This is a genomic window from Fusicatenibacter saccharivorans (genome assembly GCF_015557635.1).
GTDB lineage: Bacteria > Bacillota > Clostridia > Lachnospirales > Lachnospiraceae > Fusicatenibacter > Fusicatenibacter saccharivorans.
In genome coordinates this window covers 58805-74514 of the sequence record NZ_JADNOP010000015.1, presented here as the reverse complement: position 1 = coordinate 74514, position 15710 = coordinate 58805, and the positions used below count along the sequence as shown (strand labels likewise).

Annotated in this window: 13 protein-coding genes and 2 pseudogenes; 14 read left to right on the top strand and 1 reads right to left on the bottom strand. The window is 48.0% G+C overall.

From position 1 onward, the window contains the following. Positions 1 to 33: 33 nt before the first annotated feature. From gltX to I2G42_RS17105, 10 genes are all read left to right on the top strand, one after another. Positions 34 to 1485 carry a glutamate--tRNA ligase gene (gene gltX / locus I2G42_RS12860; RefSeq protein WP_055228401.1) on the top strand — a complete coding sequence of 484 codons (1452 nt, stop codon included), beginning with the start codon at positions 34 to 36 and terminating at the stop codon, positions 1483 to 1485. Then, positions 1482 to 3302: an ATP-dependent helicase gene (locus tag I2G42_RS12855; RefSeq protein WP_055228400.1), complete on the top strand. Its 1821-nt coding sequence runs from the start codon at positions 1482 to 1484 to the stop codon at positions 3300 to 3302. The genes gltX and I2G42_RS12855 overlap by 4 nt, the downstream gene beginning before the upstream one ends. 150 nt (positions 3303 to 3452) lie before the next feature. Beyond that, positions 3453 to 4445, top strand: coding sequence for a 2-hydroxyacid dehydrogenase (locus tag I2G42_RS12850; protein WP_055228399.1), 993 nt, complete (start codon positions 3453 to 3455; stop codon positions 4443 to 4445). Positions 4446 to 4608: 163 nt separating this feature from the next. Continuing rightward, a complete protein-coding gene (locus I2G42_RS12845) occupies positions 4609 to 4968 on the top strand; it encodes a zf-HC2 domain-containing protein (RefSeq protein WP_022462716.1) in 360 nt (119 codons plus the stop codon). Beyond that, entirely contained in the window at positions 4965 to 7640 is a 2676-nt protein-coding gene (polA, locus tag I2G42_RS12840) for a DNA polymerase I (RefSeq protein WP_195531130.1), read from the top strand. The genes I2G42_RS12845 and polA overlap by 4 nt, the downstream gene beginning before the upstream one ends. A gap of 34 nt (positions 7641 to 7674) precedes the next feature. Further along, on the top strand, positions 7675 to 8274 hold the full coding sequence (gene coaE / locus I2G42_RS12835) for a dephospho-CoA kinase (RefSeq protein WP_117510320.1): 600 nt from the start codon (positions 7675 to 7677) through the stop codon (positions 8272 to 8274). Beyond that, complete coding sequence (locus I2G42_RS12830) at positions 8261 to 9058, top strand: MBL fold metallo-hydrolase (RefSeq protein WP_055218850.1); 798 nt, start codon at positions 8261 to 8263, stop codon at positions 9056 to 9058. Before coaE ends, I2G42_RS12830 begins: the two co-directional genes overlap by 14 nt. Before the next feature lie 99 nt (positions 9059 to 9157). Beyond that, positions 9158 to 9430: an ACT domain-containing protein gene (locus I2G42_RS12825; RefSeq protein WP_022462719.1), complete on the top strand. Its 273-nt coding sequence runs from the start codon at positions 9158 to 9160 to the stop codon at positions 9428 to 9430. A 19-nt stretch (positions 9431 to 9449) separates the two neighbouring features. Beyond that, a complete protein-coding gene (locus I2G42_RS12820) occupies positions 9450 to 10814 on the top strand; it encodes a PFL family protein (RefSeq protein ID WP_022462720.1) in 1365 nt (454 codons plus the stop codon). Positions 10815 to 11034: 220 nt separating this feature from the next. Continuing rightward, positions 11035 to 11274, top strand: a complete 240-nt coding sequence (locus I2G42_RS17105) for a hypothetical protein (protein ID WP_430409883.1) — start codon at positions 11035 to 11037, stop codon at positions 11272 to 11274. On the opposite strand, the pseudogene I2G42_RS16480 reads toward I2G42_RS17105, so the two are convergent. Then, a pseudogene (locus tag I2G42_RS16480) lies at positions 11195 to 11377 on the bottom strand (IS66 family transposase); the annotation flags it as partial. The gene I2G42_RS17105 and the pseudogene I2G42_RS16480 overlap by 80 nt on opposite strands. Before the next feature lie 480 nt (positions 11378 to 11857). Here I2G42_RS16480 and I2G42_RS12810 point away from each other — a divergent pair. The 4 genes and pseudogenes from I2G42_RS12810 (at position 11858) to I2G42_RS12795 (ending at position 15703) form a co-directional block, all read left to right on the top strand. Then, positions 11858 to 14032, top strand: a complete 2175-nt coding sequence (locus I2G42_RS12810) for a hybrid sensor histidine kinase/response regulator (protein ID WP_195531129.1) — start codon at positions 11858 to 11860, stop codon at positions 14030 to 14032. A gap of 24 nt (positions 14033 to 14056) precedes the next feature. After that, positions 14057 to 14794, top strand: a pseudogene (locus I2G42_RS17045) (substrate-binding periplasmic protein). A gap of 257 nt (positions 14795 to 15051) precedes the next feature. Next, complete coding sequence (locus I2G42_RS12800) at positions 15052 to 15357, top strand: response regulator (protein WP_055228394.1); 306 nt, start codon at positions 15052 to 15054, stop codon at positions 15355 to 15357. A 121-nt stretch (positions 15358 to 15478) separates the two neighbouring features. Beyond that, entirely contained in the window at positions 15479 to 15703 is a 225-nt protein-coding gene (locus tag I2G42_RS12795) for a hypothetical protein (RefSeq protein WP_156327610.1), read from the top strand. Positions 15704 to 15710: the final 7 nt, after the last annotated feature.

Sequence of the window (15710 nt, the reverse complement as noted above, 5' to 3'; positions counted from 1 at the left end):
TCCAGAAAAACCAGAAATCAGGAGAAAAGAAAAATGAGCAATGTAAAAACAAGATTTGCACCGAGCCCGACAGGCCGGATGCATGTAGGAAATCTGCGTACTGCCCTGTATGCGTATCTGATCGCAAAACACGATGACGGAACCTTTATGCTCCGTATCGAGGATACCGACCAGGAGCGTTTCCAGGAAGGCGCACTTGATATCATCTACCGTACCTTAAAAGAGACCGGCCTGGTACACGACGAGGGACCGGACAAAGACGGCGGCTGCGGCCCGTACGTACAGAGCGAGCGTAATGCAGCAGGTCTGTACCTGAAATACGCAAAACAGCTGGTAGAGCAGGGTGACGCTTATTACTGCTTCTGTGACGCAGAGCGCCTGAGCCAGTGCAAGCGTAACGTAGGCGGAAAAGAAATCTCGATCTACGACAAACACTGCCTTGGTCTTTCCAAAGAGGAAGTAGAGGCCAATCTGGCAGCCGGCAAACCGTACGTCATCCGTTTCAATATGCCGACCGAAGGAACCACAACCTTCCACGATGAGATCTACGGAGACATCACCGTAAACAACGAGGAGCTGGAAGACCTGATCCTGATCAAATCCGACGGATATCCGACCTACAACTTCGCAAACGTCATCGACGACCATCTGATGGGTGTAACCCACGTTGTCCGCGGTAATGAGTATCTGTCCTCATCCCCGAAATACAACCGTATTTACGAGGCATTCGGCTGGGAAGTTCCGGTTTACGTACACTGTCCGCTGATCACCAACGAGGAGCATCAGAAGCTGTCCAAACGCTGCGGCCATTCTTCTTATGAAGACCTGATCGATCAGGGTTTCTTAAAAGATGCCATTGTCAACTTCGTAGCCCTTCTTGGATGGAGCCCGGAAGGAAACCGCGAGATCTATTCTCTCGAGGAGCTGGTAAAAATCTTCGATTACCACCACATCAGCAAATCTCCGGCCGTTTTCGATATGACAAAACTCCGCTGGATGAACGGCGAGTACATGAAGGCAATGGACGACGAGAAGTTCTATGAGATGGCGCTTCCGTATATCCAGAAGACAGTCCACCGTCCGCTCGATTTTAAGAAAATTGCAGCCATGGTAAAAACAAGAATCGAAGTATTCCCGGATATTGCAGACCTCATCGACTTCTTCGAGGGAGTTCCGGAGTACGACGCTTCGATGTACACTCACAAAAAGATGAAGACAAACGAGGAGACCTCCCTTGCACTTCTTCAGGAAGTAAAACCGCTGCTGGCAGCGCAGGAAGATTTCAGCAATGATGCTCTCTTTGAGATGCTCAGCGCATTCGGAAAAGAAAAAGGATACAAGACCGGTTATATTATGTGGCCGATCCGTACCGCTCTTTCCGGAAAACAGATGACACCGGCCGGCGCAACGGAAATCCTTGAGGTTCTGGGAAAAGAGGAGTCTCTTGCCCGCATCGACAAAGCGATTGAGAAATTATCCAAATGATATATAATAATTCACAGAAAAAAGCGGTGATGCATACCACCGGCCCCATGATGGTCCTTGCCGGACCGGGGTCGGGGAAAACCGCAGTGATTACGGGGCGGACCTGCCAGCTTGTAACGAGCGGCATTTCCGCCTCTCGTATTCTTGTCGTAACATTTACGCGTGCGGCGGCAAAAGAGATGAAGGAGCGGTATTTGAAGGCGATGGGAAAGACGAGTACCCAGGTCACCTTTGGAACGTTCCACGGGGTATTCTACGCGATTCTGCGCCATACGTACCGCATGTCCGGCAACAATATTTTAAGCGAGGAAGAGAAAAAGCGGCTGATGCGCGAGCTGGTCAACCACTATGCGAGAGACCTGGAGGAAGAAGATCTCGAGGAGAATCTGGCGCGTGAGATCAGCACTGTGAAGAATAATCAGATCCCGCTGGAACATTACTATTCCGCCTGCATGCCGCAGGAAAAGTTCCGGGAAATCTATGAGGCGTATGAGAAATGGCGGAAGGAGAACAAAAAACTCGATTTCGACGATCTGATGGTGCAGTGCAAACGTCTCTTTCTGGAGCGGCCGGAGGTCCTCCGCGCCTGGCAGCAGAAATTTCAGTATATCCTGATTGACGAGTTTCAGGACATCAGCCCCGTGCAGTATGAGATTGTGCGGATGCTGGCGCTGCCGGAAAATAACCTCTTTATTGTCGGGGATGACGATCAGTCGATTTATCAGTTCCGCGGGGCCAAGCCGGAGATCATGCTGAATTTTCCGAAAGATTACCCGGGCGCGGCGCAGGTAGTGCTCGATAAAAATTACCGTAGTACGGAATTTATCGTGAAGCGGTCCCAATGCCTGATCCACCACAACAAAAAGCGGTATGAAAAGGCGATTTCCACCGACAACGAGAAAGGCGCTCCGATTGCAATCCGGGGATATAAGAACCCGCGCGAGGAGATGCGTGCCGTTGCCGAGGAGCTGCGGGAGGCGGAGAAAAACGGCTGTCCGTATGAAGAGATGGCGCTTTTGTTCCGCACGAATCTTGGCTGCCGGACAGCAGTAGAGGAACTGATGGAAGCACAGATCCCGTTCCAGATGCGGGATGCCCTGCCGGATCTCTATGACCACTGGATTGCGAAAGATCTGCTGACGTATCTGAATCTTGCGATGGGAAGCCGGAAGCGCGGCGAGTTTTTAAAGATTGCTAACCGCCCGAACCGTTATCTGTCGCGGGATGCCTTTGAGGAGGCGACTGTTTCGTTCGATGCACTTCTGGAATATTACGAAGAAAAAGACTGGATGTGCCAGCGGATCCGCAAACTGGAGCAGGATATCACGACACTGACGCATTTATCGCCGTTCGGCGCGGTCAATTACATCCGCTATGCGATCGGCTATGAACAGTATGTGAAGGAATATGCTGCATACCGCCATCTGAAAGAGGATGATCTGATTTCCGTTTTGGACGAGCTGCAGGAGGCGGCAAAGACCCAGAAAAGCATCGAGGGCTGGTTTGCACATATTGAGGAATACCAGCAGAAGATGAAGGAAAAACAGAAGCAGCGCGCAGAGAGTGCGGAAGGAGTTATGGTTTCCACCCTGCACAGCGTCAAGGGACTCGAGTACGACAAGGTCTATCTTCTTGACGTCAACGAGGGTGTAATGCCGTATCAGAAAGCAGTCCTTGCGGAGGCGATCGAGGAGGAGCGGCGGATGTTCTACGTCGGAATGACGCGCGCCCGGAAAGAGCTGACGCTCTGTTACGTGGAGGAACGGTTTGAAAAGAAAGTCGAGCCGTCCCGGTTCCTGGACGAGGTGATCCAGTAAATTTGTACTGTTGTGAAAGATGTTGAAAATAAATTTACTAATTGATAAAATTTTAACAAATAATACATTGACAAAGTTTTAACAATGAAGTATAGTAATGACTGTAAGCGGGAACAATAAGATGACCGCAAAGCGAGGAGGAAAAACATTATGAAAATTTTATTTTACGATACCCAGAACTACGACAGAGAATCTTTCGACCGAACCAAAGAGCAGTTTCCAGAAATTGAAGTGGAATATTTAAAAACCGGCCTTGCTGCAAGAACCGCTTCCCTGGCAAAGGGCTACGATGCCGTGTGCGCCTTCGTAAACTCCGATGTCGGAACAAAAACCGTAGAAGCACTGCATGAGGCAGGCGTCAAGCTGATCCTGATGCGCTGCGCAGGCTTCAACAACGTAGATTTAAAGACAGCTGCAAAATACGGAATTGATGTACGCCGTGTACCGGGTTACTCCCCGGAGGCTGTAGCTGAGCATGCGATGACACTGGCCATGACGGTCAACCGCCACATGCACAAAGCATATACGAAAGTAAGAGAAAACGACTTCAGCCTGGGCGGACTGATGGGATTTAACTTCTATCAGAAGACCGCCGGGATCGTCGGAACCGGAAAAATCGGTGCGGCTATGGCAAGAATCTGCCGCGGTTTCGGCATGAAAGTCATTGCTTACGATGTATACCAGAATGAATCCTTAAAAGATTTTGTTACGTACGTAACTCTTGATGAACTGCTGGCACAGAGTGATCTGATCTCCCTGCACTGCCCGCTGATGGACAGCACATACCACATGATCAACCGCGAGAGCATCAAAAAGATGAAAGACGGCGTGATCCTGGTCAATACGTCCCGCGGAGGTCTGGTAAAGACAGACGACCTGATCGAGGGAATCCGTGCAAGAAAATTCTTCGGCGTCGGCCTTGACGTATACGAGGAGGAAACCCCGAACGTATTCGAGAACCGTTCCGATGAGATTCTGGAGCACTCCACCACAGCACGTCTCCTGTCCTTCCCGAACGTTATGATCACTTCACATCAGGGATTCTTCACCGAGGAAGCACTGCGTGCGATTGCAGAGACCACACTGCAGAATGCACTGGATTTCGAGGCAGGAAAAGAGACCCCGAACATTGTCCGTGCATAATGGAAATCCACTAGAAAACAGTTATCTTATAAGAGAACAAGAGACAACCCATTTTCGGCGGGTTGTCTCTTTTAAATTATGAGAAAATAGTGTATGATGGTAGATAGCAGAAAAAACGACCAGAGGAAAACACTGGCCGGATACAAAAGGAGAGCAGGATTTTATGGACTGTAAAGAAGCAGAAAAATTAATACAGCCATACGTGCAGGGAAATATGCCGGAGAAAGAGATGGAACCGTTTATTTCCCATATCCGGAAATGCCATACATGCCACGAGGAACTGGAGACATATTTTATTGTGAACCGTGCGATGGCATATTTCGAGGATGACGCGCCCGATTCCTACAATCTGACAGGACTTCTGGAACGCGATCTGGAGAAAAAAGAGGAAGAAGCGAGACACCGCCGGTACAAAGATACGTTTTTCCGGGTGCTGATGCTGATTCTCGTTCTGTTTCTGGTGCTCCTGGCTCTGCACTATTTTGAAGTGATAGAATTACCCTGGCTGAAAGGATTATTATGAGTGATAAAATCGTATTACTGGACGGACACAGTATTCTGAACCGGGCTTTTTACGGCGTACCGGATCTGTCCAATGCAGAAGGACTGCACACGAACGCCGTATATGGATTCCTGAATATTCTGTTTAAAATTCTCGATGAGGAGCAGCCGCAGTATCTTGCCGTGGCGTTTGACCTCCATGCACCGACATTCCGCCACAAAATGTATGACCAGTACAAGGGAACGAGAAAGCCGATGCCGCAGGAATTGCGCGAACAGGTCCCGGTGATCCAGAAAGTGCTCGCAGCAATGGACATTGAGATTGTCACAAAAGAGGGCTATGAGGCGGATGATATCTTAGGAACGCTCGGCCGCAAATGCGAGGCGGAAGGGATGGAAGTTACGATCGTATCCGGAGACCGCGACCTGCTGCAGCTTGCAACGGACCACATTCTGATCCGGATTCCAAAGACCGTAAAGCGTGTGACGACGATTGAAAATTACCACACGGCAGAGGTGCTGGAAAAATACAGTCTTCTCCCGAAACAGATCATCGATCTGAAAGCGCTGATGGGCGATACCGCAGACAATATCCCGGGTCTGCCGGGTGTCGGCGAGAAAACCGCGACGAAAATCCTGCTGCAGTACGAGACACTGGAAAATGCGCATGCACATTTCGAGGAGATCAAACCGAACAAGGCAAAAGAAGCGATGCGTGATCATTATGATCTGGCGGAATTAAGCAAAAAACTTGCAACGATTGATACCGATGCGCCGGTGGAGCTCGACCGTGAAAAAGCGGCACTCTCGAATTTTTATACACCAAAAGCGTATGAGATGTTCAAACGTCTGGAGTTTAAGAACCTGCTGGGCCGCTTCGAGGAGACGAATGCAGAACCAGAGGATGCCGTCTTTCTACGCACCGTAACGGATTTTTCCGAGGCGGAAGAACTCTTTGAAACCATCGCGAAGGAGGAGAAGGCAGGAGCCGCTCTTCTGACAGAAGAAACCCCGAAGGACGGACCGATGGCAGATCGGAGCCGTTCACTTGTCGGTATGGCAGTTGCGTATGGAAGCGGAGAGCCGGATGTTGTTTACTTCCCAGCAGAAGGTTTCCTGACCGGAGATTATTTAAAAGAAAAATTGACTGAGCTGCAGAAGCAGATTCCGGTTTTCTGCGTCATGGACGGAAAAGAATTTCTGAAGGATATGCCGGACGCCGATGAAGCCCATCTGTTTGATGCCGGAATTGCCGCGTATTTATTAAATCCATTGAAATCACAGTATTCGTACGATGATATCGTAAAAGAGTACGTACACCGCTATGTGCCGGCAGTGGAAGAGATCTTCGGCGGAAGCAAGATTCCGGCCGCAGGAAAGATGACGCCGGAACAGCAGGAGTCGTATGCAGGTCATCAGGCGTATGCTGTATTTGCCGCACAGGAAAACATGGAAAAGCTGCTGAAGGAGCAGGGCATGTGGGATCTGTACCGGAATGTGGAGATTCCGCTGGTGTTTACGCTCCGTCAGATGGAAGCGGATGGAATCGCCGCAGAAAAAGAAGCACTTTCCGTTTACGGAGCTGAGCTGGCGGAGCGGATCGGAGAGCTGGAGGCACAGATCTACGAGGAGGCCGGCGAGGAGTTCAACATCAATTCCCCGAAGCAGCTCGGCGTGATTCTGTTTGAAAAGCTGCAGCTTCCGGGCGGCAAAAAGACCAAGACGGGTTATTCCACCGCCGCCGATGTGCTCGAAAAGCTCGCACCGGATCACAAACTCGTTGCCGATATTCTGGAGTACCGCCAGCTTGCCAAACTGAAATCGACGTACGCCGACGGTCTGCAGGCCGTGATCGGGAAAGATGGAAGAATCCATTCGACATTTAACCAGACCATTACCGCGACCGGCCGCATCAGCAGTACCGATCCGAATCTGCAGAACATTCCGGTGCGGATGGAGCTTGGCCGTCTGATCCGGAAAGCCTTCGTGCCAAAGCCTGGCTGTGTCTTTCTGGATGCCGACTATTCCCAGATTGAGCTCCGCGTGCTGGCCCATATGTCGGGCGATGAAAACCTGATCGAGGCGTACCGCGAGGCGGAGGATATCCACCGCATGACGGCATCGAAAGTGTTCCATGTGCCGCTTGAAGAGGTAACACCGCTGCAGAGAAGAAATGCGAAGGCGGTCAACTTCGGTATCGTATACGGCATCAGTTCGTTCGGTCTGGGCCAGGATCTCGGCATCAGCCGGAAAGAGGCAGAGGCCTATATCCAGCAGTATTTCGAGACGTATCCGGGTATCCATGAGTTTTTGAACCGCTGCGTAGAGGATGCCAAAGAGAAAGGCTATTCCGTGACGATGTTCGGACGCAGACGGCCGATGCCGGAGCTGAAATCGAGCAACTTTATGCAGCGGTCATTCGGCGAGCGCGTTGCGATGAATGCGCCGATCCAGGGAACGGCGGCGGATATTATTAAAATAGCGATGATCCGCGTGGCGAAACGGCTGAAAGAGGAGCAGTTAAAGACCAGACTTCTTCTTCAGGTACACGATGAGCTGCTGCTGGAAGTGCCGGAAGACGAGCTCGAAAAGGCAGAACAGATCCTGGAAGAGGAGATGACCGGGGCAGCACATCTGGCTGTCAAACTCGAGATCGATATGCACACAGGAAACAACTGGTACGAGGCAAAATAGCGCACTCATACCAGGAGCGAAAGGATACAAAAGAATGAAAGTTTTTGGAATTACAGGCGGCGTGGGCGCCGGAAAAAGCGAAGTGCTCACGTACCTTGGACAGAATTATGATGCAACGGTGATCCAGGCGGACGAGGCAGGTTACCTTGTGATGCTGCCGGGCGGCGAATGCTATGGAGAGATTGTGAAGCTGTTCGGCAGACAGATCACCACAGAGACCGGCGAACTTGACCGGAAACGGATTGCTGAGATCGTTTTTCAGGACGAAGAAAAGTTAAAAGCCCTGAATGCGATCGTTCATCCGGCGGTAAAACGGTATATCAAAAAAGCCATTGCAGCCGCGGAAAAAGCAGGGACGGAATACGTCTTTGTGGAGGCCGCACTCTTAATCGAAGAAAAATATGATGAAATTTGTGATGAACTGTGGTATATTTATGCGGATGAAGAAGTCCGGAAGGAGCGATTGATCGAAGGACGCGGCTATTCCGAGAAGAAAGTTCGCGAAATCATGGCAAATCAGCTTTCCGAGGATGAATTCAGCAGCCACTGCGATTTTGAAATCGACAACAGCGGCGATTTTGAGGAAACAAAAAAACAGTTAGACCATAGGATGAAAAAATATGAAACTTTGTAGTATTGCAAGTGGTTCGAGCGGAAACTGCATTTTCGCGGGAAGCGAGACCACAAGCCTTCTGATCGATGCGGGCATCAGCGGAAAGCGCGTGGAGGCGGGACTGGCTGTTCTCGACCGCAGCGCGAAGGAGCTGGACGGCATTCTCGTGACACATGAGCATTCCGATCATATCCAGGGCCTTGGCGTGCTGGCGCGCCGGTATGGTATTCCGATTTACGCAACGGATGGAACAATTCAGGCGATGCAGCAGACGAAGAGCCTTGGAAAGTTTCCGGAGGGGATTTTTCACACGATTCACGCGGATGACACGTTTACACTGGGAGACATCGCCGTACATCCGTTTACGATCTCCCACGATGCGGCAGAGCCGGTCGGCTACCGCATGGAATCCGGCGGGAAATCGATTGCGATTGCGACGGATCTTGGCGTTTACAGCGATTACACGGTTCAGAATCTGACCGGGCTGGATGCCGTTTTGTTAGAGGCAAATCACGACGAGAACATGCTTGCGGTCGGACCGTACCCGTATCCGTTAAAACAGCGGATCGCCGGGGCAAAAGGCCATTTATCGAACCTGGCGGCAGGCCATCTCCTCTGCGAGATTCTGCACGACAATCTGCAGGAAGTGCTGCTCGGCCATCTGAGCAAGGAAAATAATTATGAGGCACTGGCCTTTGAAACCGTGGCCTGCGAGGTCACAACGGGTGATAATCCGTATCACTCGGGTGATTTTCATCTCGCTGTCGCTAAAAGAAGTGAAGTATCACCGTTAATTGAGGTTTAAATATACATTTTTAGAGCTACATACCATGTTTTTCGCAAGGCCGCCATTACCGGTTTTTCCGGGGCTTTGACATAAAACCAGAAAAAGGAGAATGGAAACATGAAGAAGACAATTATCACTGTCGTAGGCAAGGACACCGTGGGCATTATCGCAAAGGTATGTAATTATCTGGCAGAGAACCAGGTAAACATCGAAGACATTTCTCAGACGATTGTGCAGGGATATTTCAACATGATGATGGTAACGGACGTCTCCAAGAGCGAGAAATCCAACGCAGAGCTTGCAAAAGATCTGGAGGAGCTTGGAAGTTCCATCGGCGTTGTCATCCGCTGCCAGCATGAAGATATTTTCAATATGATGCACCGTATCTAAAGCGAAGGAGAAAAACGACATGATAAATCTGTTTGAAGTAAAGGAAACGAACGAGATGATCGAAAAAGAGAATCTGGACGTTCGTACCATTACCCTTGGAATCAGTCTTATGGACTGTATCGACTCCAATCTTGACAAGCTGAACCGCAAAATCTACGACAAAATCACGACGACTGCCAGAAATCTGGTTTCCGTAGGTGAGGAGATCGAGGGCGAGTTCGGTATTCCGATTGTAAACAAGAGAATTTCCGTTACCCCGATTGCCTTAGTCGGCGCAGCAGCCTGCAGAACGCCGGAGGATTTCGTGACGATTGCACAGACTCTGGACCGTGCGGCAAAAGAAGTCGGCGTCAATTTCCTCGGCGGCTATTCCGCTCTGGTAAGCAAAGGTATGACGACAGCAGATGAGCTTCTGATCCGTTCTATCCCGAAGGCACTGGCTGTGACGGATTTTGTCTGCAGCTCCATCAACCTTGGCTCCACTAAAACCGGTATCAACATGGATGCTGTCAAACTGATGGGTGAGATCATCAAGAAGACGGCGGAGGCAAGCAAAGAGAACAACTGCCTTGGATGCGCAAAACTCGTTGTTTTCTGCAATGCACCGGACGACAACCCGTTCATGGCAGGCGCTTTCCACGGCGTAACCGAGGCGGATGCCATCATCAATGTCGGCGTTTCCGGCCCTGGTGTTGTCAAACATGCTCTGGAAAAAGTACGCGGCGAGAACTTTGAGGTACTCTGCGAGACGATCAAGAAGACCGCATTTAAGGTAACGCGTGTCGGCCAGCTCGTTGCACAGGAGGCTTCCAAGCGGCTGAACATTCCGTTTGGTATCATTGACCTTTCCCTGGCACCGACTCCGGCGATCGGAGATTCCGTTGCGGATATCCTTGAGGAGATCGGCCTCGAGCACGCAGGTGCACCGGGAACGACAGCGGCGCTGGCGCTTCTGAACGATCAGGTGAAAAAGGGCGGTGTTATGGCATCTTCCTATGTCGGCGGTCTCTCCGGCGCATTCATCCCGGTTTCTGAGGATCAGGGTATGATCAACGCAGTCAACGACGGCGCACTGACCATTGAAAAACTCGAGGCAATGACCTGTGTCTGCTCCGTAGGTCTTGATATGATCGCCATCCCGGGAGACACGAAAGCATCGACCATCTCCGGAATCATCGCAGATGAGCTTGCCATCGGTATGGTTAACCAGAAAACAACGGCAGTCCGCCTGATCCCGGTCATCGGAAAAGGCGTGGGCGAGACCGTAGAATTCGGCGGCCTCCTCGGCTATGCACCGATCATGCCGGTCAACAACTTCTCCTGCGAGGCATTCGTCAACAGAACAGGAAGAATCCCGGCACCGATTCATTCGTTTAAAAACTAAAGAGAAAGCTGAAAAGCCGGCAGTGATCCTGAATGGAAAGGATCGCTGCCGGCTTTTTTACCATCTGCGCAAATAAAAATAGTAATTTTAAGGAATGTATAGTATGATATATTACATACTGATAATTTTACTTGCAACCCATAAAAAGTGTAAGAAAAAATGAATTATTACGGGGAACTTCAGCGATAGCAGCCGTTGTTCTAGCAATACCTCTGCGGATGTGCATGTGAAGGCCGCCATAGAAAACACAAAGTATTATTTGAACAAAAACGGCAAAATGCAGACTGGCTGGCAGAAGATCGGTGGAAAATGGTATTACATGGATAAGAACGGAGCGCTGCAGGAATCTAAATGGATCAGCGGAATTTATTATGTAAAAGTCGATGGGCAGTCCGTTCGTCTGATGAAAGACCGGAAAGCTTTCCTTCCTCCCGGTAAATCGCACGGATCGGGTTCATGATGAGGTACAAAACAGACTGTTTCCTCAGATCTTTCGGTATGACCTCCAGTGCCTCATGGAACTTGCGCCTGTAATGTACCCAGCACCCTGCGATCTTCAGATCTCCAAAATATGATGTTCCTCAACTTCGACTTTTCAGGCACAAAGCGGTAACATCTTGATATGGCATCTGGAAGCTGTTTTCATTCTTTTTGCCGATCTGTTTTTTCTTTTTGGCTGCTCTTATTGGACAGCACGATCTGTTCCATCATCAGCTGCATCTTATCATTGCGGGTCTGTGTCTGTTTTGTCAGTTCCTCCATCTGATCCTGAAGACAGAGAAACAGAAGAAAATATATCTGCCGAAAGTCCATTTCCGTTTTTGATACACATCACTGGAACTTTGGGCACAGTTGCTGTTCTTTTTTTGCCTTTTAACGCTAAAAGGTAATGTTTTTCTTGTGTGCAGTAAAGTGTTAGAGTATAATAAAACCAGTTTTTTTGCATAAGTTTAGGCGGAGAATCCTGCCGTAGCAGGATCCTTTCTTACGGTGTTATTTCACAGACGTAACCATAATAGTTTTACTGCAGGGGGGGATAGAAAATGAAAACAAAAGAGATTCAGGAACTCTATCAAATAAAATTACATAGTATGGACACGATCCTGCATCAGATATCGCTTATGGATCAGGTGGAAAATGAGCAGGAGCTGTCAGAAATCATTCACTCTTTGTTGCAGGCGATTGGAAACTATACAGGGGCAGACCGGGTATATGTTTTTGACTGGGAAACCGATCAGAAGGACAGTCTGAGCAATACATTTGAATGGTGTGCCGATGGAGTGGCACCAGAGATAGATAACCTTCAGGCAATCCCGGTCAGTTCGATGCCGAACTGGGTGAAACGATTTGAAAACAAGGAAGTAATCGTGATTCATGATCTGGAAGCGACAAAAAATTCTGAACCGGAAGAATATGAATTGTTAAAAACACAGGAAATATGTTCCTTGATTGCGGTGCCGATTTATGCCAATCATCAGATGAATGGATTCATCGGGGTAGATAATCCTGATTTGAGGCAGAATGAGATTTCCATTACACTGCTGTCTGATGTTGGCGGACATCTTGGATGTGTGAGGGAAAATCTGAAAAGTACGGTACTGTTGAAAAAGGCTCTTGATGAGGCGACAAAGAGGTCAGAGATTATTGCCGCAATTGCTACGTTGTATGTAACAATCGTACAAGCCAATGTTAAAGAGCGGACATATGAGCTTTTGAAAGGCCATGACCTTGTGCAAAAAATCCTTGGACAAAAGGGGAAAATTGATGATGTTATGGAAAGACTTCCAACAGCATTTGCCGCCCAGGAAGAGAGAGAAAAATACCGGGAGTTTCTTGACTTTGATACATTGACAGAGAGACTTCGTAATACGAATTCTGTTTCGATTGAATTTATGGGAGTAAACGGAGAATGGCGGCTGGCCAGATTTATTGTAAAGAGCAGAGATGCACATGGAAACGCTGTGGATGTGCTTTATGTCGTACGAGATATTACGGAAGAAAAATCACGGGAACTCATGTATCAGAAACAGCTTAAGGAAAGCATGGAAGATGCTCATCGCGCGAATCTTTCAAAAACAGCCTTTCTCCGGCGTATGAGCCACGATATCCGTACACCGCTAAACGGAATCGTGGGGATGATCCATATCGCTGAAAAATATAACAATGATGTGGTCAAGTTAAGGGAATGCAGGAAGAAGGTACTTCAGTCCGCCGATTATCTGCAAAATCTGATCAACAATGTCCTGGATATCGGCAAACTGGAATCCGGTTCCCTTGTGTTGGAACATAAATCCTTTGATCTGGCAGAACTGTTAAGGAATAATCTGACGGTTGTTGCAATGAGTGCTTATGAGAATGGTGTAAGATTTGAAGGCGGCGTGGAAGCAAGCACAATCCGCCACAGATATTTGATTGGAAGTCCGGTACATCTGAGCAGGGTTTTAATGAATCTTTCTTCCAACGCGATTAAATACAATCATTTTCATGGAACAGTGAATGTTCATTGCGAAGAATTATCGGATGATGGGAATATAGCTGTTTTTCAGTTTGTATGTTCAGATACCGGTCTTGGTATGAGTGAAGAATTTCAAAAACATGCGTTTGATGCTTTTGCGCAGGAAGGCAAACAGTCAACTACAACATTCAGTGGCTCCGGTCTGGGACTTTCGATTGTCAAAGATATTGTTGAACGGATGGGTGGAACGATAGAACTGGAAAGCGAAGAAAATGTAGGAAGCACGTTTACGGTTACGGTTCCATTTGAAATAGATTATTTGGCTGAAAATAATGATTCACAGAAGGACAGCTACTCACAGGATATGGATCTGTCAGGAAAACGGGTGCTTCTTGTTGAAGATAATGTCATTAATATGGAGATAGCCCATGCAATCCTGGAGGAGGAGCATCTGAACATTACAGAAGCGAAAAACGGAAAAGAGGCATTTGAAATATTTCAGAATTCCAGGTTGGATGAGTATGATGTCATCATCATGGATGTGATGATGCCGGTCATGGATGGGCTGGAAGCAACAAAAGCAATTCGTATGCTGGAACGTGAAGATGCCAAAAAGATTCCAATCATTGCCATGACGGCAAATGCTTTTGAGGAAGATCGGAAAGCATGTCTGGAGGCCGGGATGAATGAACATATTGGAAAGCCGATTGATATTCCGCGATTAAAAAGAGCGATCACAAAACTGCTGACAAAAAAGGGGTAGTAAACGCAAAAACATAATCATTCATTGAAATTAAGAAAAACTATAGTAATTTTATTAGGACTTTTGATATTTAGCAGTCACCCTGGCAGGGTGCAAAAACACAGATAACACGAAAGAAGAAACCGAAAAGCCTGTTATTACCCTCGGCAGCGACAGCTATCCACCATACAATTATCTGAATGAGGATGGTGTACCGACAGGAATTGATGTAGAACTGGCTACGGAAGCATTCAAAAGAATGGGATAACAGGTGAAGGTTGTCCAGATCAACTGGGAGGAGAAAAAAGAACTGGTGGAGAGCGGCGAGATTGATTGTATCATGGGCTGTTTTTTCTATGGAAGGACGTCTTGACGATTACCGCTGTCCAGTCCACAACCAAACCGGAAAGCATCTTTCTGAACCGGACGGATGAGAGGATCCCAAAGCTGGGAAATCTGATCATCCTGGGACACCGGGAGCTGATCTATACGTTTCTGGGAAAAGGATATGTAGATGCGGTTGCTGCACACGAGGAATCTATCGTTCAGTATAGGAAGGATTATGATGCAAGCTTCCGTATCCTGGAAGAGCCTCTGATGATCACCGGAATAGGCGTTGCTTTTGCAAAAGAGGATGACAGGGGAATCTGTGAGCAGATGGGCCAGACACAGGAAGAGATGCGTCTGGATGGCACATCCCTGAAAATCATTGAAAAATACCTGGATGATCCCCAGAAGTATCTGGAGGTGGAGAAAAACGGATCCAGCTGCTCGGCGGTCTGATAGGAATCTGTGTAGCTGTAGTCTCTCTGTTTTATTTCTTCCACGCAGAAAAAGCAGAAGCAGAGAAAAGAATGGTGGAGATTGTAAACTATGTGAAAGTGCAGTGTTCCACTACACCCATTATAATGAATCTTCGGAATCCAAAAGTCTCCTCCGTGCCATTGAAAGTGCCAGACAAATGAGTACAAATATTAAAATGGAAACAGAAAACGGCGGGCAGCTAAGAGAGGATTTCCTGAAAGAAAAAAGGTGCCGACGTGACAAAAACATGGGATGGTCAGGAAGCTGTTGAACTGTTCAGAAATAGTGAACCTGGTGAATTTGATGTCATTCTTATGGACATTATGATGCCGGTCATGAATGGTTATGAAGCTACAAAGATGATTAGGTCTCTGGACAGAGAGGATGCAAAGAAAATACCGATCATTGCAATGACAGCAAATGCGTTCACGGAGGACAGAATAAGGGCAAAAGAAGCAGGGATGAATGAACATGTTGCTAAGCCTGTTGATGTGGAATTACTGATGAAAGTAATTTATAGCGGGAGTGCTATGAAGCATTAATAGTACATGAGAAAACAAGGAGGAATTCAGTTGTTGGAGAAAGCGGTTCAGGCTGCAATATATGAAAAAGCTCTTAAAAATCATTATATAGAAATCCTGTACATTGATTTTGAAGATACTCATGCGTTATGCATCTGGCAATATAGATGATCTTAATCGGATAAAACAGCAGATGACGATGGAAGCAATCACACAGGGAACAGCAGAACACATCATGCATCATGTTATGATCAATTTTATACTGAATGGTGAGATGCGTTTCATGCAGTTTGACTTTACAAGAGAAAGTGCAGATACAAAAAATGTTTTCCTGTTTGTGGAGGACTATACAGTTCCACAGCAGTAGATGATGA

Excerpts from the sequence above, each read along its gene's own strand:
- gltX (WP_055228401.1), top strand. The coding sequence starts at position 34 with ATGAGCAATGTAAAAACAAGATTTGCACCGAGCCCGACAGGCCGGATG.
- I2G42_RS12855 (WP_055228400.1), top strand. The coding sequence starts at position 1,482 with ATGATATATAATAATTCACAGAAAAAAGCGGTGATGCATACCACCGGC.
- I2G42_RS12850 (WP_055228399.1), top strand. The coding sequence starts at position 3,453 with ATGAAAATTTTATTTTACGATACCCAGAACTACGACAGAGAATCTTTC.
- I2G42_RS12845 (WP_022462716.1), top strand. The coding sequence starts at position 4,609 with ATGGACTGTAAAGAAGCAGAAAAATTAATACAGCCATACGTGCAGGGA.
- polA (WP_195531130.1), top strand. The coding sequence starts at position 4,965 with ATGAGTGATAAAATCGTATTACTGGACGGACACAGTATTCTGAACCGG.
- coaE (WP_117510320.1), top strand. The coding sequence starts at position 7,675 with ATGAAAGTTTTTGGAATTACAGGCGGCGTGGGCGCCGGAAAAAGCGAA.
- I2G42_RS12830 (WP_055218850.1), top strand. The coding sequence starts at position 8,261 with ATGAAACTTTGTAGTATTGCAAGTGGTTCGAGCGGAAACTGCATTTTC.
- I2G42_RS12825 (WP_022462719.1), top strand. The coding sequence starts at position 9,158 with ATGAAGAAGACAATTATCACTGTCGTAGGCAAGGACACCGTGGGCATT.
- I2G42_RS12820 (WP_022462720.1), top strand. The coding sequence starts at position 9,450 with ATGATAAATCTGTTTGAAGTAAAGGAAACGAACGAGATGATCGAAAAA.
- I2G42_RS12810 (WP_195531129.1), top strand. The coding sequence starts at position 11,858 with ATGAAAACAAAAGAGATTCAGGAACTCTATCAAATAAAATTACATAGT.
- I2G42_RS12795 (WP_156327610.1), top strand. The coding sequence starts at position 15,479 with ATGCGTTATGCATCTGGCAATATAGATGATCTTAATCGGATAAAACAG.